This window comes from Rhizobium leguminosarum bv. viciae (assembly GCF_012276115.1).
GTDB classification, from domain to species: Bacteria; Pseudomonadota; Alphaproteobacteria; order Rhizobiales; family Rhizobiaceae; genus Rhizobium; species Rhizobium leguminosarum_T.
Genome location: NZ_WIEU01000010.1, coordinates 16,824 through 36,188 on the forward strand (window position 1 = coordinate 16,824; position 19,365 = coordinate 36,188).

Sequence of the window (19,365 nt, forward strand, 5' to 3'; positions counted from 1 at the left end):
AATCTCCTCTTTGAGTTTCCATTATGACGGAGGAGCCCCCCGATATCCTACACGGTGAATGAAAAAGGGCCGCTTGCGTGAACCTATCACTTTGAATTGCGCACAATCCTTTCCGAAAATCGGTTCCGATTTTCGGGGTTATGCGCTCTCACCATTCGGCGAAGCTGCCGTCGGCATGCCGCCAGATCGGGTTGCGCCAGCGGTGGCCCTCCTTGGCGCGCTCGATGACATAGGCCTCGTCGACCTCGATGCCGAGACCCGGACCCTGCGGTATCGAGACGAAACCATCGGCATAGTGGAACACCTCCTTGTTGGAGATGTAGTCGAGGATGTCGTTGCCCTTGTTGTAGTGGATGCCGAGGCTCTGTTCCTGGATGAAGGCATTGTAGCTGACGGCATCGACCTGCAGGCAGGCGGCAAGCGCGATCGGACCCAGCGGGCAATGCGGCGCCAGCGCCACGTCATAGGCCTCGGCCATGGCTGCGATCTTGCGGCATTCGGTGATGCCGCCGGCATGAGAGAGGTCCGGCTGGATGATGTCGACGTAGCCATCGGACAGAACCTGCTTGAAGTCCCAGCGCGAAAAGAGCCGTTCACCCAGCGCAATCGGCGTCGAGGTGTGGTTGACGATATCGCGTAGCGCTTCCTTGTTTTCGGAAAGCACCGGCTCTTCGATGAACATCAGCTTGTAGGGATCGAGCTCCTTGGCGAGGACCTTGGCCATCGGCTTGTGGACGCGGCCGTGGAAATCGACGCCGATGCCGATATGCGGGCCGATCGCCTCGCGGATGATGGCGATGGTCTCGACCGCCTTCTCCACCTTTTCGTTGGTGTCGACGATCTGCATTTCCTCGCAGCCATTGAGCTTGATCGCCTTGAAACCGCGGGCCACCACTTCCTTGGCATTGTTGGCGACATCCGAGGGACGGTCGCCGCCGATCCAGGAATAGACTTTGATGCGATCACGGAGCTGGCCGCCGAGCAGGGAATGGATCGGCTGGCCGAGCGCCTTGCCCTTGATGTCCCACAGCGCCTGGTCGATGCCCGAGATTGCGCTCATGTGGACGGCGCCGCCGCGATAGAAGCCGCCGCGATACATCACGGTCCAGTGGTCTTCGATCAGGAAAGGATCCTTGCCGATCAGGTAGTCTTCCAGCTCATGGACGGCGGCCTGAACGGTGAGCGCACGGCCTTCGACGACCGGCTCGCCCCAGCCGACGATACCTTCATCGGTTTCGACCTTCAAAAACAGCCAGCGCGGGGGAACGATATAGGTGGTGAGCTTGGTGATCTTCATCGCTGTTCTTTCAGTCTCTTCCCGGGTTTGCGATCGGCGGCACGTCCGCAGATTTGTCGTGATCGGTCATTTCGTTCTGCCGATCGCTTTTTCGGCGGCGGCAAGATCGCGCACCGCAAGATCGAGCATGCGGTTGGCGCATTCGCGGGCGCCAGCCTTGTCGCGCATGCGCAGGGCCTCGACCAGCTGGCCGTGAACGAGCACCGCATCCTCGCGGTTCTCGACGCCGATATTGGAGGCATGCAGCGCATATTTCAGCGCCGCGTGAATGGCGCTCGACAGGCGGCGGAAGACTTGATTGTGGCTGGCGGTGAGCAGCACCGTGTGGAACATGACGTCGGCATCGGTGAAGCTTTCCGGGTCGCGGGCGCTGTCGCGCATCTGCCGCCAGGCATTGTCGAGATCGGCGATCTCCTGGGCGCTGGCGCGCTCGGCGGCATATTCGGCGGCTGCCGGCTCGATGGTGCGGCGGGCTTCGAGAATGCAGCCGAGCAGGTCGAAATCCTTGATATAGGGACCCATCCATTCAAGCACGTCAGCGTCGAGGATGTTCCAGTCGTCCTTATCGCAGACGGTGGTTCCGATGCGCGGCTTGCCGCGGACAAGGCCTTTGGATTCCAGCACTTTCAGCGATTCGCGAATGACGGTGCGGCTGACGCCGTAGAGTTCGCAGAGATCGTTCTCGCGCGGCAGCGGCGAGCCCGCGGGATAGCGGTCCGCACAAATATCCTGAGCGATCGCCGCCGTGACGTTGCGGCGTACGCGCGGGCGGCGCTCGATGCGGCGGCTTTCGGCCCCGCTCTGTCGCTCGATTGTTTCCAACTCACCTCTCCGCTCTGTCTCGCGCGCTAGGCAACCGAACCTGATTATCCGAATTCGATCCGCTTTGCGACGCTTCCTCCCGGCATCTCGTCAATAATCCTATTATTCCAATCATCATACATTGGCAATTGACTGGTATGATGATTTATCATAATTCATTGGACGTTGCCTGGGAGGCAGCGCTCGGTTTTTGAGAGTTTAGGGAGAGAGACATGCGCTTGTTCAAAGCAGCCATTCTGGCTGGCACTTTCGCCATTCTGGCAGCCGGCTCGGCATTTTCCGCGGACGTCAAGATAGGGTTTATCGTCAAGCAGCCTGAGGAGCCTTGGTTCCAGGACGAATGGAAATTCGCCGACCAAGCCGCCAAGGAAAAAGGCTTCACCGTCGTCAAGATCGGTGCCGAAGACGGCGAGAAGGTTCAGTCGGCGATCGATAATCTCGGCGCCCAGGGTGCGCAGGGCTTCATCATCTGCACGCCCGACGTCAAACTCGGCCCCGGCATCGTCGCCAAGGCCGAAGCCAACCAGCTGAAGCTGATGACGGTCGACGACCGCCTCGTCAGCGCCGATGGCAAGCCGCTGGAAGACGTGCCGCATATGGGCATTTCAGCCACCAAGATCGGCGACACCGTCGGCCAGGCGATCGTCGACGAAATCAAGAAGCGCGGCTGGGACATGAAGAATGTCGGCGCCGTGCGGGTCTCCTATGACCAGCTGCCAACGGCCGTCGACCGCGTCGATGGTGCGATCTCGGTGCTGAAGTCCGCCGGCTTCCCGGCCGAAAACATCTATGATGCGCCGCAGGCGAAGACGGATACGGAAGCAGCGCTCAACGCGGCGACCACCGTTCTCAACAAACATGCCGACGTGAAATACTGGGTCGCCTTCGGCCTCAACGACGAAGCCGTCCTCGGCGCCGTCCGTGCTTCCGAATCGGTCGGCATTCCGGCGGCCAACGTCATCGGTGTCGGCATCGGCGGGGCGGAATCGGCGATCAACGAGTTCAAGAAGCCGGCGGCGACTGGCTTCTTCGGCACCGTCATCATCTCGCCGAAGCGTCACGGCTATGAGACGGCGCTCAACATGTATGACTGGATCGCCAACGACAAGGAGCCGGCAAAGCTGATGCTGACCTCGGGTTCCCTAGCACTGCGCGACGATTATGAAAAGGTCCGCAAGGATCTTGGCATCGAGTGATCGTCCTTCCAAGATGATATCGTCCGGCGGCCGCTCAGCGCGCCGCTGGCTCTTCTCGGCGGAGCGATGATGGCTTTCCTCGAATTCAGCAATATCTCCAAGGGTTATCCCGGCGTGCAGGCGCTGGCGAATGTGTCCTTCACTGTCGAGAAGGGTGCCGTCCACGGCCTGATGGGTGAAAACGGCGCCGGTAAATCGACGCTGATCCGGGTACTGTCAGGCGATCAGGCCGCCGATGGCGGCAGCATCCTCATTGATGGCGAGGAGCAGAAATATGCGTCTGTCCGTGACGCCTTCCATGCCGGTGTCATCGTCATCCATCAGGAACTGCAACTCGTTCCGGAGCTGACGGTCGCCGAAAATCTCTGGCTCGGACGCTTTCCGGCCAAGGGCGGCGTCATCCATTCGAAGGCGCTGATCGAGACGGTGCGGTCGAAGCTCGAGGAGATCGGCATCGATGTCGATCCGTCGGCCAAGGTCGCCTCGCTTTCGATCGGTGCGCGGCAGATGGTCGAGATCGCCAAGGCCGTCATGCTCGATGCGCGGGTGATCGCGTTGGACGAGCCAACCTCCTCGCTTTCCTCGCGTGAAAGCGAAATCCTGTTTTCACTCATCGACAGGTTGAAGGCGCAGGGAACGGTCATTCTCTACGTCTCCCATCGTCTCGACGAGATCTTTCGTCTTTGCGACAGCCTGACGGTGCTGCGCGACGGCAAGCTTGCCGCCCACCATCCTCAGATCGCCGAAACCACGCGCGAGCAGATCATCTCGGAAATGGTCGGACGTGAGATCAGCAATGTCTGGGGATGGCGCGAACGTCCGCTCGGCGACGTTCGGCTGGAGGTCAAGGGCCTGTCGGGGCCGAGGCTGCGCCATCCGATCAGCTTTTCCGTCCGCCAGGGCGAAATCCTCGGTTTCTTCGGCCTGATCGGCGCCGGCCGCAGCGAGATGGCGCGGCTGCTTTACGGCGCCGACACTAGGCATCAAGGGCAGGTGACGATCGACGGCGTTGCCGTTTCGCCGAACAATCCGAAAGCGGCAATCAATGCCGGCATGGTGCTCTGCCCCGAGGACCGCAAGTTCGACGGCATCGTCCAGGGACGATCGATCGAGGAGAATATTGCGATCTCGTCGCGCCGGCATTTTTCGCCCTTCGGCATTCTGAGTCCGAGACAAGAGGCGGCGCTGGCAGATCGGTTCATCGCCAAGCTTCGGGTGCGGACGCCGTCGCGCAAGCAGGACATCATCAACCTCTCGGGCGGCAACCAGCAAAAGGTCATTCTCGGCCGCTGGCTGTCCGAGCAGGGGATCAAGGTGCTGGTCATCGACGAGCCGACGCGCGGCATCGATGTCGGGGCGAAGTCGGAAATCTACGAAATTCTTTACGAGCTTGCGGCCGGCGGCATGGCGATCGTGGTCATATCCAGCGAGTTGCCCGAAGTCATGGGCATCTCCGATCGCATCATGGTGATGTGCCAGGGCAGGGTGGCGGCCAACGTCGCCCGCCAGGACTTCGACGAGCGCAGCATCCTGACGGCAGCGCTTCCCGACAAGAACGCCGCAGGCACTATTTAGGACCAGGAATACGGACGATGATTTCGTTGAAAAAAATTCTTCTCGGCGAACAGGGGCTGGTGGTGATCTTTGCTGCCGCCTTCGTGATCGTCTCGCTCTTCGTTCCGAACTTCCTGACCGAGCGAAACATGCTGGGGCTGCTGCAGTCGGTCGTCACGATCGGCATCGTCGCCTGCACGATGATGTTCTGCCTGGCGTCGCGCGATTTCGACCTTTCGGTCGGATCGATCGTCGCCTTCTCCGGCATGATCGCGGTGATGGTCTCGAATGCGACGGGCTCCATTCCCGTCGGGCTGCTCGCCGCCCTGCTGTGCGGCGCCGTCGTCGGTTTCGTCAATGGTATCGTCATCGCGCGCTTTCGCATCAATGCACTGATCACCACGCTTGCGACCATGCAGATCGTGCGCGGGCTGGCGCTGATCGCGTCCGATGGCCGCGCCGTCGGCATCAACGATCCCGCCTTCTACCAGCTTGCCCTGTCGCGCTTCCTGACCGTGCCGACGCCGATCTGGATCATGCTGATGCTTTTCATCCTCTTCGGTTTCGTGCTCAATCGCACCGTCTTCGGCAAGAACACCCTGGCGATCGGCGGCAATCCCGAGGCCTCGCGGCTTGCCGGCGTCAATGTCGTCAACATGCGCATCTGGATCTTTGCGCTGCAGGGGCTCGTCTGCGGCATTGCCGGCATCCTGCTTGCCTCGCGCATCACCTCCGGCCAGCCGAATGCGGCGACGGGGCTTGAGCTTTCGGTGATTTCGGCCTGCGTTCTCGGCGGCGTCTCGCTGGCCGGCGGCCGGGCGGCGATGAGCGGCGTCATTGTCGGCGTGCTGATCATGGGCATCGCCGAAAACGTCATGAACCTCTTGAATATCCAGGCGTTCTATCAGTATGTGGTCCGTGGGCTGATCCTGCTGATCGCAGTGTTGCTCGACAATTTGAGGTCTTCGGCTGCGGGACGGCGCGGATGAACCAGGGACAAATCGGCGATGACATCGAACTGAGGCACGGCGATCTCGCCGTCCGGGTCAGCCGTCGGGGTGCGGCCGTCACCGCCGCGACCTATCGAGGCATCCCCTTTCTCGTGGCGGCCGGCGGTCCTGAAGGAATGATGGCGAATTTCGCGATGGTGCCGTTCGGCAACCGCGTTGAAGGCAACGCCATGTCCTTTGCCGGATACGACTATGCCTTCCAGCCGAATACTTCCGATCCGCTCTATCGGCACGGCGACGGCTGGCTCAGCCTCTGGCAGCTTGAAGATGTCAGCGCGGAGCATGCGCAATTCTGCTTTTCCCGGGGCGCCGACAGGGTTTCACCTTATGCCTATCTCACCCGGCAGGAGATCCGTCTCGCCGGCGATGCTCTGGTGCTGACACTTTCCGTGGAAAACCGCGGCGAAACCGCTCTTCCCTTCGGGCTCGGTCAACATCCCTTCTTCGCGCGCACGCCAAAGACGCGACTGACGATTGCGGCCGATCGCTATTGGAGCGAGCGGCCGGACCATCTGCCGGAGATGCCTGGCCCTTTGCCGGACTATTTCGATTTCAGATCCGAAAAGCTTTTGCCGCAGAGATGGATGAACAATGCCTTCGAGGGCTGGAATGGGCGGGCTGCGATCGTCTGGCCGGAACTTGGAATTCAGGCGGCGCTGGAAGCCGACGGTGCGCTCGATCGCTTCATGCTGTATATGCCGGTCAGCCGGAGCGACTTCTTCTGCCTCGAGCCGATGAGCCACCTGCCGAACGGCCATCACCTGCCTGATTTCGGTGGGCTCGCGCCGCTTGTGCCGGGGGAGGCTCTTGCCGGCACGGTGACGATCCTGATGTCGGCGCTGCCGGTTTACCGGGAGGAGGGATAAATGAGCGGCCGCCTGCAAGGCAAGAACATCCTGATAACAGGTGCTGCGCAGGGTATCGGCCTTGCGATCGCAAAGGCTTTCATGCGGGAGGATGCTGCCGTCTTTCTCGTCGATCGCGATGCGGCGCTGCTGGTGCAGGCGGCAAAAGAGCTTCAGAGCGGCGGCGGCCGGCTTGGTTATCTGCCGGCAGATATTACCGATGCCGGAACGATCACCACATTGGTCGCTCAGGCGAATGAAGAAATCGGACAGCTGAACGCGCTCGTCAACAATGCCGGGGTCAATGTCTTTGCCGAACCGCTCGAGACGACGGACGAGGAATGGAACCGCTGCTTCGACATCAATCTGAAGGGCGCATGGAATTGCTGCAAGGCGGTGCTGCCGGGCCTGATCGAACAGGGCGGCGGTGTCATCCTCAACATCGCATCGACGCACGCTTTCACCATCATCCCGCATACATTTCCCTATCCGTTGGCAAAACACGCCCTGCTCGGAATGACGAAATCCTTGGGGCTCGAATATGCCGCCCGCAATATCCGCGTGAACGCGCTGGCGCCGGGCTATGTCTCGACGCAGAAGGTGATCGATTACTGGAACGGCTTCCCTGATCCGGAGGCGGCAAAGGCCGAGACGATGAAACTGCATCCCGGCGGACGCATCGCGAACCCGGAGGAGATCGCCATGGCGGCTGTTTTCATGATTTCTGACGAGTGCCCGTTCATCAATGCCGCCTGCCTGACAATCGACGGCGGCCTCAGCGTCCTGCAGCATCCCGTTTGAACGGGTTTCGACCCCGCTATTTTTACATGCCTGTCGTCTTCTCGGGATAGAGCATTATATTGCCCATCGGGAAGGCTGGCGCCCCGCCGCTTTCTGAAAACCCAATCGAAAACAGGAGGACGGCATGCAGATCAATCGCACGGCTTCGGCCCATTGGACGGGTGGCCTCAAGGACGGCAAAGGCCTGATCTCGACGCAGAGCAGCGCCCTGAAGGACTATCCCTACGGCTTTGCAAGCCGCTTCGAAGGCATCCCCGGCACCAACCCTGAAGAGCTGATCGGTGCCGCCCATGCCGGCTGCTTCACGATGGCGCTGTCGTTGATCCTCGGTGAAGCCGGCTTTACCGCCGAGCATATGGAAACCTCCGCCAAGGTGACGCTCGAAAGCGTTGAGGGCGGTTTTGCTATTACCGCCATCCATCTCTCGCTCTCCGGCCGTATTCCCGGTGCCGATGAAGCGACCTTCACCGAACTCGCCAACAAGGCGAAAGCCGGCTGCCCGGTTTCCAAGGCTCTCGCCTCCGTTCCGATCACACTCGACGTCAAGGTCGCCTGATTCCTGTTGCCTCAACGGAGTGCCGCGCGCTTCTGCGTCGCGGCACTTTCAGTCTCCTGCTGCCTCATGGCCCTCGAGGCGTTTCGCCCAATCCTCGATTCTCCCGCTTTGGAGCCGGCGAGCAGCATAGTCGCGCCAGCTTGAAGCCAGGCGATCAAGCGCCGCTATCCCGGCGAGTTCGTCGCGATTGAACGGATCGATGTAAAAATATCCGCCAGATGCGGGCGATGCTCCACTCCGGCGTGGATCGCTCAACCAGCGTCAGACCGTTCCTGGGCTCGACGTTGCCGGGCTGCAGCACGCGATAATACCATCCCGTTCGCCCCGATGATTGCACGTCGCGCGCCATCGTCTTCCTGCCGAAGCGCTCGTTCAGGCGCCAGCAGGGTTGCCGGCCCTGGCTGACTTCGACGATGGCCGATCCCAGCCTGAAAACATCGCCGATCGCCACGTCGTTTTCGGTGAGGCCGGCGGTGGAGAGGTTCTCACCGAACGCACCTGGCGAAGACAACAACGGGTGCTGCCCGATGTCTTGCGCCCATTCGGCGTAGTGTTCATGGGGATAGTGGTGCACTGCCTTTTCAGGGCCGCCGTGTTTTGCGGTGTCGCCCTGCATGTCTCCGCTGAAACCTGTCTGCGAAAGCTCGACTGCCCGCTGAACCTCGAATTTCGCAATCCCGCTTGGGGTTCCACGGGCTCCAAGCGGTGCGACCGGCCCGACCCGAAGACTGAGAAGCGGCAAGACCGTCATGAGCGAGCCTCCAGCCCGTCAAGCCAATCACGGAGCATCAGCCGCGCGGCCTCTCTAAGACGCGGTCCATATTTCCGTGCATCCTGCCTCAGTGAGGAGGGATTGACCTTCGCGGTTGCGAGTTCGACCGCATGGCCGACCAGCCACCGCTCGAATCTCTTATCGGTCTCCGCTTCGGGATGAAACTGCAATCCGAGAATGTTCGAACCGATCGAGAAAGCCTGCTGCTCCACGAGATCGGAAGAGGCGAGGTCTACTGCTCCGAGCGGAAGCGAATAGGTATCTCCATGCCAATGCAGGACGGCGACATCCTTGAGGCGCCTGAGGGGGCTCGATCGCCCTGCCTCGGTCAACGCCAGCTTGGAAAAGCCGATCTCCTTGATGCCTGTGGGAAAGACCCTCTCTCCGAGGGCGGCTGCGATCAATTGCGCACCAAGGCAAATGCCGAGCGTCGGCAGCCCGGCCGACAGACGTGCGCGAACGAAGTCCATTTCGGTGCCGAGAAACGGGTAGGCGCCGTCATAAACGCCGATCGGGCCGCCAAGGATGATCAGGAGGTCAGGCGAGCACGGATCGCCTTTGCAGAAATCCATGTCGCCGACATCGCTGTAGCGGATCGTGTATCCGGAGGCCGTCAAGGGTTCAGCGAAGGATCCCAGGTCTTCAAAGTGCACATGACGCAGGATGAGAGCCGTCTTGTTCATGCTTGCCTCCGAAGGCCCGTTGACGGCGCCGATAGCTCGCGTCTGTCTTGTGCGCCCTTGATCCGCCGGCATCGCCCGCCAGCGCTACCTGTTGCGCATGTGCGATCAATGAGGGTAATTCTGTTCATGTTCTTTCTCTTCATTCGCCTGGAGGGGAGAATGCCGGTTCGTCGATGGCAGTCGGCGAACCGGCTCGGCGATTACTTGGCCGGCTCGACCTTGCCGGGAAGGCTCAGATTGCCGGAAGCGACCTTGAAGACATTACTGACGCAGAGCAGCGGCGCATGCAGGTTGCCATTGACCTTGAGGCCTGCTGTCACGCCGTCGAAGGACGCTCCCTTGATGCCGTTGATCAGCGACAGGGGTATCTCGACGTCGACGGTGTCGCCCTTGAAATTCGTCGGATAGTCCGGGCTGTCGATCAGGAGCGGTACGCCCGGCCATGTCTTCGGCACTTTGGGTTTTGCTCCATCGGGAATGTCGATCACCTTCAGACCGGCGCCGCAGGCCTCGTCTTTTGCCAGCACCACCCAATGCGGATGCCAGACGTGCTTGTTCTTGCCGCCGTTCGCGGCATCGTCGAAATCGGGATGGAAGGTCACGGCGAGAGCGACGATGCCCTGGCTTTTCTCAAAGCCGATTTCGCCGCTGTCGAGGGTCGTCGGCCAGACATAGGCATAGACGCTGGAGCCCTCGAACTTGCCCGTTGCATCGGGCTTGTCCTTGCCCGCCTCGCCGCGCACCCACGTGGTGAACAGGGCGGTATCGCCCTTCGTGGTGATCTTCGTTTCGACGATGTCGAAGGACGCCTGGACAACCTCGTTCGGTGCGGCTTCAACGGAATGCGCATAGGCTGTTTCAAGATACGGCAAGGCCGTTCCGGCGACGACGAGCGTCCCGGTCAATAGTTTCCGAAGCATTGGCTTGTCTTCCTTTCGTTTTGCCTGGAGGGTCTGAATTATCCCGTTTCGAATGTTTCCCAGGTGGCAGCCCGGGAAGAGGGATCGGCTAGTTCGTGGTCGCGGCAATCGACACGGAGCTCCCGCTGGCCGAACGACGCGTTCACGAAATGACAGTGATGAGGCCTTTCCTCATCCGCATGGACGAAGGGGGCAAAGTACCGGCAGGTCACGCACATCCGCTGGACCGGGATCGCATCCTTTTCCTGAAGGTGGCGGATCATCTTCACCAGCGTGATCAGCAATTGCTGCTGCTCGCCGTCATCGAGGGAGCCAATTGCCTGCTCGGCGAGCTGGCCTTCCGTATCGTGCCGGAGTGCAGCGAGGCCAGCCGGGGTCAGGTGGACCCCGATCGAGCGGCGGTCACCTTGTCCCGCCCGCTTCTCCACATGCCCTTTCTTTCCAAGCGCGTTGATCGAATCCGTCGCGGTCGGCTGAGAGACGCCGAGATGGGCGGCGATCTCCTTGACGTCAAGCCCGCCTTTGCGCCCTTCCAGCAGCGTCAGGATCGCCAGCTGGGTGGGGTTGAGGCCGATCGCCTTTGCTCTCTCCCATTCGTCGACGCGCATTGCCATCGCCAGGCGCGAGAGGCCCTCGCGGATGCGGTAGTTTAGAGACAAAGGGTTCTTCGGCGTTTCCATGCGCCCAATATACATAGGACTCCTAAATATTCAAGATGAGTTGAATGAAAATGGCGAGACGTTGACAAATGACGTCTGATATTTTACGACTGACGAAATTCACAAATCGTCAGTCGTAACTCGAGGTATCGAAACTCATGAACGACATTGCGGAAAATACGCTCGACGTCACGCGGCAGGAGAATGTGACCCGCATTCTCGACGCGGCCGAGCGGCTGTTTCGGCACTATGGCTACAGCAAGACGACGGTGGCCGACATTGCCCGCGATCTCGGCATGTCGCCAGCCAATATTTATCGTTTCTTCGCCTCCAAAGTCGAAATTCACCAGGCGCTCTGCGGGCGCATGCTCGCCACCGCTTATCAAATTGCCTACGACATTCGCCATCAGCCGATCAGTGCCAGCGAGCGGCTGCGCCGCTATGTCGAGACCCAGCATCAGTTGACGCTCGATCTGATGCTGGATGAGATGAAGGTGCACGAGATGATCGTGGTCGCCATCGAGCGCGACTGGCATGTTATCGAAAAGCATATGGATCGTGTTCATGATCTCATTGCCGAAATTATCGCCGAAGGCATTGCAGCCGGGGAATTCGCCGAGCAGGACCCGGTGGTTGCCTCGCGCTGCTTTGGTGCTGCGACGAACACTCTCTGCCATCCGCAAATGGTGGCGCAATGTCTTGCCAAAACGAACCGCGCAAGCGTCGACGAGCTGATCAGTTATGTGATCAGGGCGCTGAAGAAATAATGGACGGCAGCCGCCACCGAAACCCCAAACGATCCAGGAGTGCGAAAGATGTTTTCGCTCAAGACGCTCAGCCATCGCATGCCGTCCGTCGCCAGTCTCATGCTCTTCGGCGCCATCGGCATCGGCGTTTCCGCCTGCTCGGAAGAGAAGGCTGAGGTCAAGCAAGTCATCCGGCCGGTGAAGGTCGTCGAGATCGCCAAGGCCGGCGACACCCGCAAGCTCGACTATTCGGGCTCGGTCAAGGCGCGTACGGAAATGAACCTCGGATTTCGCGTCGCCGGCAAGATCACCGAACGCCTCGTCGATATCGGCGACAAGGTGAAGCCGGGCGACGTGCTCGCTCGGATGGACTCCACCGATTACCAGCTGGCGGTCAAGACGGCGGAAGCCAATCTCGCAGCCGCTGAAAAAGGCGTGGAAACCGCCGATCTCGTGAACAAGCGCAATCAGCAGCTGTTCGACAAGAATGTTTCGCCGAAATCCCAGCTGGAGCAAGCGTCGCTCAGTTACGATCAGGCCGTTTCAAGCCGCGATGCCGCCGTCTCGGCGCTCGATCAGGCGAAGAACCAAGTAAGTTATGCGGAGCTGAAGGCCGATCACAACGGGATTGTCACGATGATCAATGCCGATGTCGGCCAGGTCGTTGCGTCGGGCACTCCCGTCGTCGCCGTTGCCGTCGACGGCGAAAAGGAAGTGCAGATCGCCGTTCCGGAAAATGACATTGCCGAATTCAAGCCGGGCAAGACAGTCAAGGCAAGCTTCTGGGCCGACGACAGGCTGGTGCTCGACGGCAAGGTGCGCGAGGTTTCCGGAAGCGCCGACCAGCAGTCGCGTACCTTTGCGGTCCGCGTGAGCCTGCCGAACGATCCGCTCGTCTTGCTCGGCATGACGGCGACGATCGAGGCCGACGTCAGCAATGGCAACAGCTATGTCTCGATCCCGCTCAGCGCACTGGCTGAAAAGGACGGCAAGCAGATGGTCTGGACCGTCGACCGCGACACGGCGACCGTGCATGGCCGCGACATCAAGGTCGCCGATTTCACCGGAGATGGCGTGCATGTGACCGAGGGTCTCGATACCGGCGATCTCGTCGTTTCGGCCGGCACGCAGTTCATGAGCGAAAACCTGAAGGTGAAGGTGCCGGACCAGCAGTCGGCCCTGGCTGCCACGGACCAGACCGTCCGCTGAACGCGCCATAGGATAGGGAACAAGACCATGGACGCCACCACCAACGAAAAGCGGCCCTTCAATCTGTCGCGCTGGGCGATCGGACATCCGAGCATCGCCCGCTTCCTCTTCGGGCTGATCATCATCACCGGCGTGCTCGGGCTGATGCGCATGGGCCAGCGCGAGGATCCCGAATTCACCTTCCGCGTCATGGTCGTTCAGGCGATCTGGCCAGGTGCTTCCATTCAGGAAATGGAAGATCAGGTCGTCAACAAGATCGAGCGCAAGCTGCAGGAAACGCCGCATATCGACTGGGTCAAGTCCTATACGCGAGCAGGCAGCGCGATCATCACCCTGCAGGTCAAGGGAGACACGAATTCGGAAGAAGTGGCCGATGCCTTCTATCAGGTGCGCAAGAAGGTCGGCGACATCTCCAGCGAGCTGCCGCAGGGCCTGCTCGGCCCCTATTTCAACGACGAGTTCGGCGACACCTTCATCACGCTGCATTCGATCAGCGGCGACGGCTATTCCTACCCGGAACTGAAGAAATTCGCGATCCAGGCGCGCGACATGCTGCTGACGACGCCGGGCGTCGAGAAAGCCGTCATCATCGGCGACCAGCCTGAGAAGATCTATATCGACGTCTCGTCGAAGGCGCTCGCCGAGCGCGGCCTGACGATCCTCGATCTGCAGAACGCCATCAAGGGCCAGAACAATGTCGATCCGGCCGGCTCGGTCGATACCGGCCTGCGCTCGGTGCGCATATCGGTCGAAGGCGACGTGAAGAAGGCGGCCGATATCCGCGAACTACGCCTTCGCGCCGGCGGCCAGGTGACGCGCCTTGGCGATATCGCCACCGTCAGTTCCGGTCTCGAAGATCCCTACCAGCGCAAGTACCGTTTCAACGGCCACGACAGCGTTCAGGTCGGCGTGGTGATGGCCAAGGGCTTCAATGTGACCGATGTCGGCAAGGGCGTGGAGGCGACGTATCAGCGCTTCGAGGAGGCGCTGCCCTACGGCGTCGCCGTCGATCAGATCGCCAACCAGCCCGACGTGGTGACGGATGCGGTCAGCGAATTCATGCATGCGCTCGGCGAAGCTCTCATCATCGTGCTGGTCGTCTCGTTCGTGTCGATCGGCTGGCGATCGGGCCTCGTCATCGCCATCGCCATTCCGCTGGTGCTCGCCGCCACTTTTGCGCTGATGTACGAACTCGGCATCGACCTGCAGCGCATCTCGCTCGGCGCGCTGATCATCGCGCTCGGCCTGCTCGTCGACGATGCGATGATCGTCGTCGAGATGATGGAGCGAAAGCTGGAGGAGGGGCTCGTCAAGATCGAAGCGGCAAGCTTTGCCTATTCCTCGACCGCCTTCCCAATGCTGACGGGCACGCTGATCACCACGGCCGGCTTCATTCCCGTCGGCTTCGCCGCCTCGACGGCCGGCGAATATGTGCGGTCGCTGTTCTATGTCGTCGGCATCGCGCTTGTCACCTCGTGGTTCGTCGCGGTCTACTTCACGCCGTGGCTCGGCTATATGATCCTCAAGCAGCGCCATCACGCCGGCGAGCATCACGATGCCTTCGACACCGGCTTCTACCGCCGGCTGCGCGGCACGGTCGGCTGGGCGGTGCGCCACCGGGTCATCGTGCTGCTGCTGACGCTCGGCACCTTCGTTACTAGCCTTTGGGCCTTCCAGTTCATTCCGCAGAATTTCTTCCCGCAATCATCGCGGCCGGAAATCCTCGTCGATCTCTGGCTGCCCGAGGGCACCAGCATCAAGGAAGTCGAGGTACAGGCAAAGGCGCTCGAAGCCAAGATGATGGATGATCCCGACAAGCGGTTCATCGCTACCTATATCGGCGAAGGCGCGCCGCGCTTCTTCCTGCCGCTCGACCAGCAGTTGCGCAATCCGAACTTCGCCCAGCTGCTCGTCATGGCCAATGACGAACCGGCACGCGAGCGGCTGATCGTCAAGCTGCGGACGATCCTTGCGGAAGACTTCCCCGACATTCGCGGCAAGGTCGACCGCCTCTTCCTCGGTCCGCCGACCGGCTGGCCGGTGCAGATGCGCGTCATGGGGCCTGACCGCCAGGAAGTCAGGGAGATCGCCGATCAGGTAAAGGCGCGCTTCCAGGCCAATCCGATGCTCGGCGCCATCCATGACGACTGGCTGGAAGAGGTGCCGGGGATGAAGCTGGTGATCGACCAGGACCGCGCCCGGGCACTCGGCGTCACCTCGCAGCGCGTGCGCCAGATGCTGCAGACCGCCATGTCGGGCACTGCGCTCGACGACTTCCGCGACGGCGAGGAGACGGTCTCGATCGTCGCCCGCGAGCCGGATGCCAGCCGTTCGCTGTTGTCAGCGGTCAACTCGGTCTATGTGCCGACGGATTTCGGCGGCTTCGTGCCGGTCTCGCAGGTTGCCAAGGTCGTGCCCGTCATAGAGCAGGGCATCGAATGGCGGCGCAACCGCCTGCCGACGATCACCGTGCGCGCCACGCTGCCTGACGATGTGCAGGCGAACGACGTGGTGATGAAGATGTATGCCGACATGAAGGACCTGCGCGACAGCCTGCCTGCCGGCTACAATGTCGAAATCCAGGGCGGCGCCGAGGACGCGGCGGAAAGCCAGATGTCGATCGCCGCCAAGGCGCCGATCATGCTCGCCGTCATCATCGTGCTGCTGATGGTGCAGCTGCAGCATTTCGGCAAGGCGATGCTGGTGCTCGCCACCGGTCCGCTCGGGATCATCGGTGCGGCGGCCGCATTGCTGATCAGCGGCGCGCCCTTCGGCTTCGTGGCGATCCTCGGCGTCATCGCGCTGCTCGGCATCATCATGCGCAATTCGATCATCCTGGTCGACCAGATCGACCAGGATATCAAGGCCGGCATGCACCGGCAGGAGGCGATCGTCGGCGCGGCCGTGCGGCGTTTCCGGCCGATCATGCTGACGGCGCTGACCGCCGTGCTGGCGCTGATCCCGATCTCGCGCGGTGTCTTCTGGGGTCCGCTCGCCTACGCGATGATGGGCGGCATCCTGGTTGCGACCGTGCTTACCATTCTGGTTCTGCCCGCCGGTTACGCCCTTTTCTTCGGCCGCGAGCCGAAGACAAAGGACGAGCCAGGCCAGCATGCCGACGCCATCCAGGAAGAGGCGGATGACAGACGTCCGCCGGCGTTGGCAGCAGAGTGAGGACGGCGCGGCGAAAGCCGCGCCGTTTTCCTTGCAGGTCAAAGCTTCCTCATCAAAGCGCGTCGCTGCCGTCTTGGAGTTGCGCGCCGATTCCATTGCCGCCTCGAAAAAGCTAAGCTGCGAAAGCATGCCGGGAGACCAACCGCGATCCCGGCCTCAGCGACGAGGCAGCGCACGACCATGGCCGATTACCATCTGGAAGCAAGCTGGAGCCCGATCGAGGGCAGTTTCGGGCGCCTCACCTTCACGCTTTTCAATCTTTCGACCGAGCCGCTGTCCGGCTTCTTGCTCGCCTATACGTCAGAGACGCGGGTTGCCGACAAACATGTCTGCGACGGCGGCAGCCTCAAGCGACAGGTCGCGCATTTCCACGAATTCCTGCCGCCCCAAGACCTGAGCGTGCCGCCCGGCGGGCGCTGGCGGTTCAGCGTCGAGGGGCTGACCAGGGCGCCGAAACATATGACATCGGGCGTCAAATCGGCCTATCTGACACTTGGCGACGGACGCCACGTTCCTGTTGGTTTCGGCGATCTCATGCTCGAAGGCCGGGATGGTGGCGTGGCGCCGCCGCTTCTGCCGCCGGGCCGGGCCGAGGAACCTTATTCGCTGCTGCCTTGGCCGCTGGCGCTCGGGCTGAAGGCGGGAGAGCTGCCGGTCGTCCTTTATCCGGCCGAGCGGACGCGGCCTGATGCGGTCAAGGCGCTCTCGCTGGTTCTTGCGCTTTACCAGCGGCTTTATCCGGCCGACAATATGCCGTTTTCCCTCAGTGCTGTCGAAGGCGGGCGGGCCATTCGTTTCGTCACCGAATCGTCGATCGCCGCCTTTGCTTACGAATTGCGTTTTACCGCGCATGAGATCGTGCTTTCGAGTGCGGATGCGGCCGGGCGGCATTACGGGCTGATCAGCCTGGCGCAACTGCTGCACGGCGCCCGCGCCGATCGAGAGCGCTTCAAATTCCCCAATTTCGGCACGATCGCCGACCAGCCGCGTTATGACTGGCGCGGCTGCCATCTCGATGTGTCCAGGCAATTCTATCCGGTGGCAGACGTCGTGCGGCTGATCGATATTCTCGCTTGGAACAAGCTCAACATCTTCCACTGGCATCTGACGGATGACGAAGCGTGGCGGCTGGAGATCAAGGCCTATCCCGCGCTGACTGACATCGGTGCTCAGCGCGGGCCGGATGAAGAGCTGGTGCCGCAGCTCGGCGATGGGGCGCAAACGCGCTCCGGCCATTACACCCAGGAGGACACCAGGCGGATCGTTGCGCATGCCGCCTCGCTGCATATCGAGGTGGTGCCGGAAATCGATATTCCGGGCCACAGCATGGCGACGCTGTTGTCGCTGCCCGAGCTTGTCGACGGGCAGGAGGCGCCGGACAGTTACCGCTCGGCGCAGGGTTATCCGAACAACGCCCTCAATCCGGCGGTGGAATTCACCTATGAATTTCTCGGCAAGGTGTTCGACGAGATGGTGAGGCTGTTTCCCGGCGAATATCTCCATATCGGCGGCGACGAAGTGGCGCATGGCTCCTGGCTTGCCTCGCCGCTCTGCAAGGCACTGATGGAGCGGGAGAAACTGGCCGGCACCGCCGAGCTGCAATCCTATTTCCTGAAACGTATCAAAGCCATGCTGTCGGAGCGCGGCAGGAAACTCGCCGGCTGGAACGAGGTCTCGCACGGCGGCGGCGTCGATCGCGACGGCACGCTGTTGATGGCCTGGGAAAAGCCCGCCGTCGGCATCGAGCTCGCGCAGCAAGGTTACGACGTGGTGATGACACCCGGGCAAGCCTATTATCTCGACATGGCGCAGGCAGAAGCCTGGGCCGAGCCGGGCGCCAGCTGGGCGGGCTACGCGCCGCCGGAACACACCTACGCTTACGAGGCTGAGGGCGAGCTGCCGGAGGCGCTAAAGGAGAAGATGCGCGGCATCCAGGCCTGTATCTGGACCGAGAACTTCCTGTCCCGCGCCTATTTCAACCGGTTGGTTTTTCCGCGGCTCCCGGCAATCGCCGAGGCTGCCTGGACGCCCCTGGTGCGCAAGGACTGGGATCGGTTCGCCGCGATCGTACGGATGTGGCCGACACTTTAAGGAGCCGCTGCTTCCGCCTTCAGTCCCAAAAGCGCCGCGCCGATCAGGCCGGGTTCGATGCGGCATTCGCTGCGCACCACCAGCGGGCGATCGAACTTGCGCAGGATGCGGGCGCGCACGGCGTGGTCGAGCTCGGCAAGCAGTGGCTCGACATTGGAAAGCCCGCCGCCGACCGGCACGATGGTCGCGCCGGTGATGTTGATCGTCAGCGCTAAGGGCGAGGCGACGAGATCGATATAGACGTCGATCGTCCGGGCCGCCTTCTCCTCTCCATGGCGCCACTGGGCGATGATCTCCTCGCTGGCAAGGTCGAGATCGTGCAGCGTCTTGTGCAGGCGCTCCAGGCCGCGGGCGCCGCCGACGGTGTCGACGCAGCCCCTCTGGCCGCAGCCGCAGGCATAGGCGGGAATGGCGACGGGCGGATTGCCTGCCGCAGATGCGATGATCGGCCCGTGACCCCATTCGCCGGCAAAGCCGCCGGCCTCATTGACGAGGCGTCCGTCGGCAACCAGGCCGCCGCCGACGCCGGTACCGAGGATGGCGCCGAAGACGATGCGGTGGCCGCGGCCAGCGCCGAGACCGGCTTCGGCCATCGCGAAACAGTCGGCGTCGTTGGCGATCAGCACCGGCAGGCCGAGCTCGGCTTCGAGGTCGGCGCCAAGCGTGCGTTCGTGGATGCAGGGAATGTTGGCGCAGATCAGGCGCTGCGTATCGGGATCGACGACGCCGGCGATGGAAAGGACGATGCGGCTCGGCTGCTCACCGGTCTCGGCGATGATGCCGCGCAGGGTCTCGACGAAAGCGGCAAAATCATCCCTGGGCGTCGGGCGGCGGCCGAGGGGAAGGATGTCTGTCTCGGAGCGGGCGATGCCGCCCTTGATGGCGGTGCCGCCGATGTCGAATGAAATGATCATTGCCACCCTGCCGTTTTTCTGGTCTTCGAGCGTCTGCTCGCACTGTTGGCGGGGAATTTCAAGCCTTCATTCGGCTGCGGTGTCGTCGGGTTTAGGGTCGTGTCGTGTGGCAGCCC

General features: G+C 61.8%; 18 protein-coding genes. 10 read left to right on the top strand and 8 right to left on the bottom strand.

Annotation, left to right across the window (positions count from 1 at the left end; translation table 11 throughout):
- Positions 1–148: 148 nt before the first annotated feature.
- A complete protein-coding gene (gene dgoD / locus GFM02_RS18345) occupies positions 149–1,297 on the bottom strand; it encodes a galactonate dehydratase (RefSeq protein WP_025396123.1) in 1,149 nt (382 codons plus the stop codon).
- A 66-nt stretch (positions 1,298–1,363) separates the two neighbouring features.
- Positions 1,364–2,119, bottom strand: a complete 756-nt coding sequence (locus GFM02_RS18350; RefSeq protein ID WP_003543153.1) for a FadR/GntR family transcriptional regulator — start codon at positions 2,117–2,119, stop codon at positions 1,364–1,366.
- Positions 2,120–2,331: 212 nt separating this feature from the next.
- Here GFM02_RS18350 and GFM02_RS18355 point away from each other — a divergent pair, with 212 nt between their 5' ends.
- From GFM02_RS18355 to GFM02_RS18380, 6 genes are all read left to right on the top strand, one after another.
- On the top strand, positions 2,332–3,315 hold the full coding sequence (locus tag GFM02_RS18355; protein WP_168322374.1) for an arabinose ABC transporter substrate-binding protein: 984 nt from the start codon (positions 2,332–2,334) through the stop codon (positions 3,313–3,315).
- Positions 3,316–3,384: 69 nt separating this feature from the next.
- Positions 3,385–4,890: an L-arabinose ABC transporter ATP-binding protein AraG gene (araG, locus tag GFM02_RS18360; protein WP_168273268.1), complete on the top strand. Its 1,506-nt coding sequence runs from the start codon at positions 3,385–3,387 to the stop codon at positions 4,888–4,890.
- A 17-nt stretch (positions 4,891–4,907) separates the two neighbouring features.
- On the top strand, positions 4,908–5,858 hold the full coding sequence (gene araH, locus GFM02_RS18365) for an L-arabinose ABC transporter permease AraH (RefSeq protein WP_168273267.1): 951 nt from the start codon (positions 4,908–4,910) through the stop codon (positions 5,856–5,858).
- The gene (locus tag GFM02_RS18370; protein WP_168273266.1) at positions 5,855–6,745 is read left to right on the top strand and encodes an aldose 1-epimerase; all 891 of its coding nucleotides are present in this window, start codon (positions 5,855–5,857) and stop codon (positions 6,743–6,745) included. Before araH ends, GFM02_RS18370 begins: the two co-directional genes overlap by 4 nt.
- Positions 6,746–7,525, top strand: a complete 780-nt coding sequence (locus GFM02_RS18375) for an SDR family oxidoreductase (RefSeq protein ID WP_168322375.1) — start codon at positions 6,746–6,748, stop codon at positions 7,523–7,525.
- A 124-nt stretch (positions 7,526–7,649) separates the two neighbouring features.
- Positions 7,650–8,081 carry an OsmC family protein gene (locus GFM02_RS18380; RefSeq protein ID WP_168273264.1) on the top strand — a complete coding sequence of 144 codons (432 nt, stop codon included), beginning with the start codon at positions 7,650–7,652 and terminating at the stop codon, positions 8,079–8,081.
- A 48-nt stretch (positions 8,082–8,129) separates the two neighbouring features.
- On the opposite strand, the gene GFM02_RS35590 is transcribed toward GFM02_RS18380, so the two are convergent.
- The 5 genes from GFM02_RS35590 to GFM02_RS18400 all read right to left on the bottom strand — a co-directional run bounded on the left by GFM02_RS35590 (position 8,130) and on the right by GFM02_RS18400 (position 11,115).
- Positions 8,130–8,336: a 3-alpha domain-containing protein gene (locus GFM02_RS35590; RefSeq protein WP_348643977.1), complete on the bottom strand. Its 207-nt coding sequence runs from the start codon at positions 8,334–8,336 to the stop codon at positions 8,130–8,132.
- Positions 8,236–8,697: an MOSC domain-containing protein gene (locus GFM02_RS18385; protein WP_348643978.1), complete on the bottom strand. Its 462-nt coding sequence runs from the start codon at positions 8,695–8,697 to the stop codon at positions 8,236–8,238. The genes GFM02_RS35590 and GFM02_RS18385 overlap by 101 nt, the downstream gene beginning before the upstream one ends.
- Before the next feature lie 131 nt (positions 8,698–8,828).
- A complete protein-coding gene (locus GFM02_RS18390) occupies positions 8,829–9,536 on the bottom strand; it encodes a glutamine amidotransferase (protein ID WP_168273263.1) in 708 nt (235 codons plus the stop codon).
- A gap of 200 nt (positions 9,537–9,736) precedes the next feature.
- A complete protein-coding gene (locus GFM02_RS18395; protein ID WP_168273262.1) occupies positions 9,737–10,456 on the bottom strand; it encodes a hypothetical protein in 720 nt (239 codons plus the stop codon).
- A gap of 38 nt (positions 10,457–10,494) precedes the next feature.
- The gene (locus GFM02_RS18400) at positions 10,495–11,115 is read right to left on the bottom strand and encodes a MarR family winged helix-turn-helix transcriptional regulator (protein ID WP_246792294.1); all 621 of its coding nucleotides are present in this window, start codon (positions 11,113–11,115) and stop codon (positions 10,495–10,497) included.
- A gap of 158 nt (positions 11,116–11,273) precedes the next feature.
- Here GFM02_RS18400 and GFM02_RS18405 point away from each other — a divergent pair, with 158 nt between their 5' ends.
- The 4 genes from GFM02_RS18405 to GFM02_RS18420 all read left to right on the top strand — a co-directional run bounded on the left by GFM02_RS18405 (position 11,274) and on the right by GFM02_RS18420 (position 18,335).
- Positions 11,274–11,882, top strand: a complete 609-nt coding sequence (locus GFM02_RS18405) for a TetR family transcriptional regulator (RefSeq protein ID WP_163883361.1) — start codon at positions 11,274–11,276, stop codon at positions 11,880–11,882.
- Positions 11,883–11,930: 48 nt separating this feature from the next.
- A complete protein-coding gene (locus tag GFM02_RS18410; RefSeq protein ID WP_168273261.1) occupies positions 11,931–13,070 on the top strand; it encodes an efflux RND transporter periplasmic adaptor subunit in 1,140 nt (379 codons plus the stop codon).
- A gap of 27 nt (positions 13,071–13,097) precedes the next feature.
- Complete coding sequence (locus tag GFM02_RS18415; protein WP_168273260.1) at positions 13,098–16,244, top strand: efflux RND transporter permease subunit; 3,147 nt, start codon at positions 13,098–13,100, stop codon at positions 16,242–16,244.
- Between the two features lie 180 nt (positions 16,245–16,424).
- On the top strand, positions 16,425–18,335 hold the full coding sequence (locus GFM02_RS18420; protein WP_168322376.1) for a beta-N-acetylhexosaminidase: 1,911 nt from the start codon (positions 16,425–16,427) through the stop codon (positions 18,333–18,335).
- Here the strand turns inward: GFM02_RS18420 and GFM02_RS18425 are convergent.
- Entirely contained in the window at positions 18,332–19,249 is a 918-nt protein-coding gene (locus tag GFM02_RS18425; RefSeq protein ID WP_168273010.1) for an ROK family protein, read from the bottom strand. The two genes, GFM02_RS18420 and GFM02_RS18425, sit on opposite strands and share 4 nt — an antisense overlap.
- Positions 19,250–19,365 lie beyond the last annotated feature (116 nt).

What these genes read in the sequence shown, in the direction of transcription:
- dgoD (WP_025396123.1), bottom strand. Translation starts at nt 1,297, where the DNA reads ATGAAGATCACCAAGCTCACCACCTATATCGTTCCCCCGCGCTGGCTG.
- GFM02_RS18355 (WP_168322374.1), top strand. Translation starts at nt 2,332, where the DNA reads ATGCGCTTGTTCAAAGCAGCCATTCTGGCTGGCACTTTCGCCATTCTG.
- araG (WP_168273268.1), top strand. Translation starts at nt 3,385, where the DNA reads ATGGCTTTCCTCGAATTCAGCAATATCTCCAAGGGTTATCCCGGCGTG.
- araH (WP_168273267.1), top strand. Translation starts at nt 4,908, where the DNA reads ATGATTTCGTTGAAAAAAATTCTTCTCGGCGAACAGGGGCTGGTGGTG.
- GFM02_RS18370 (WP_168273266.1), top strand. Translation starts at nt 5,855, where the DNA reads ATGAACCAGGGACAAATCGGCGATGACATCGAACTGAGGCACGGCGAT.
- GFM02_RS18375 (WP_168322375.1), top strand. Translation starts at nt 6,746, where the DNA reads ATGAGCGGCCGCCTGCAAGGCAAGAACATCCTGATAACAGGTGCTGCG.
- GFM02_RS18380 (WP_168273264.1), top strand. Translation starts at nt 7,650, where the DNA reads ATGCAGATCAATCGCACGGCTTCGGCCCATTGGACGGGTGGCCTCAAG.
- GFM02_RS18385 (WP_348643978.1), bottom strand. Translation starts at nt 8,697, where the DNA reads ATGCAGGGCGACACCGCAAAACACGGCGGCCCTGAAAAGGCAGTGCAC.
- GFM02_RS18390 (WP_168273263.1), bottom strand. Translation starts at nt 9,536, where the DNA reads ATGAACAAGACGGCTCTCATCCTGCGTCATGTGCACTTTGAAGACCTG.
- GFM02_RS18395 (WP_168273262.1), bottom strand. Translation starts at nt 10,456, where the DNA reads ATGCTTCGGAAACTATTGACCGGGACGCTCGTCGTCGCCGGAACGGCC.
- GFM02_RS18405 (WP_163883361.1), top strand. Translation starts at nt 11,274, where the DNA reads ATGAACGACATTGCGGAAAATACGCTCGACGTCACGCGGCAGGAGAAT.
- GFM02_RS18410 (WP_168273261.1), top strand. Translation starts at nt 11,931, where the DNA reads ATGTTTTCGCTCAAGACGCTCAGCCATCGCATGCCGTCCGTCGCCAGT.
- GFM02_RS18415 (WP_168273260.1), top strand. Translation starts at nt 13,098, where the DNA reads ATGGACGCCACCACCAACGAAAAGCGGCCCTTCAATCTGTCGCGCTGG.
- GFM02_RS18420 (WP_168322376.1), top strand. Translation starts at nt 16,425, where the DNA reads ATGGCCGATTACCATCTGGAAGCAAGCTGGAGCCCGATCGAGGGCAGT.
- GFM02_RS18425 (WP_168273010.1), bottom strand. Translation starts at nt 19,249, where the DNA reads ATGATCATTTCATTCGACATCGGCGGCACCGCCATCAAGGGCGGCATC.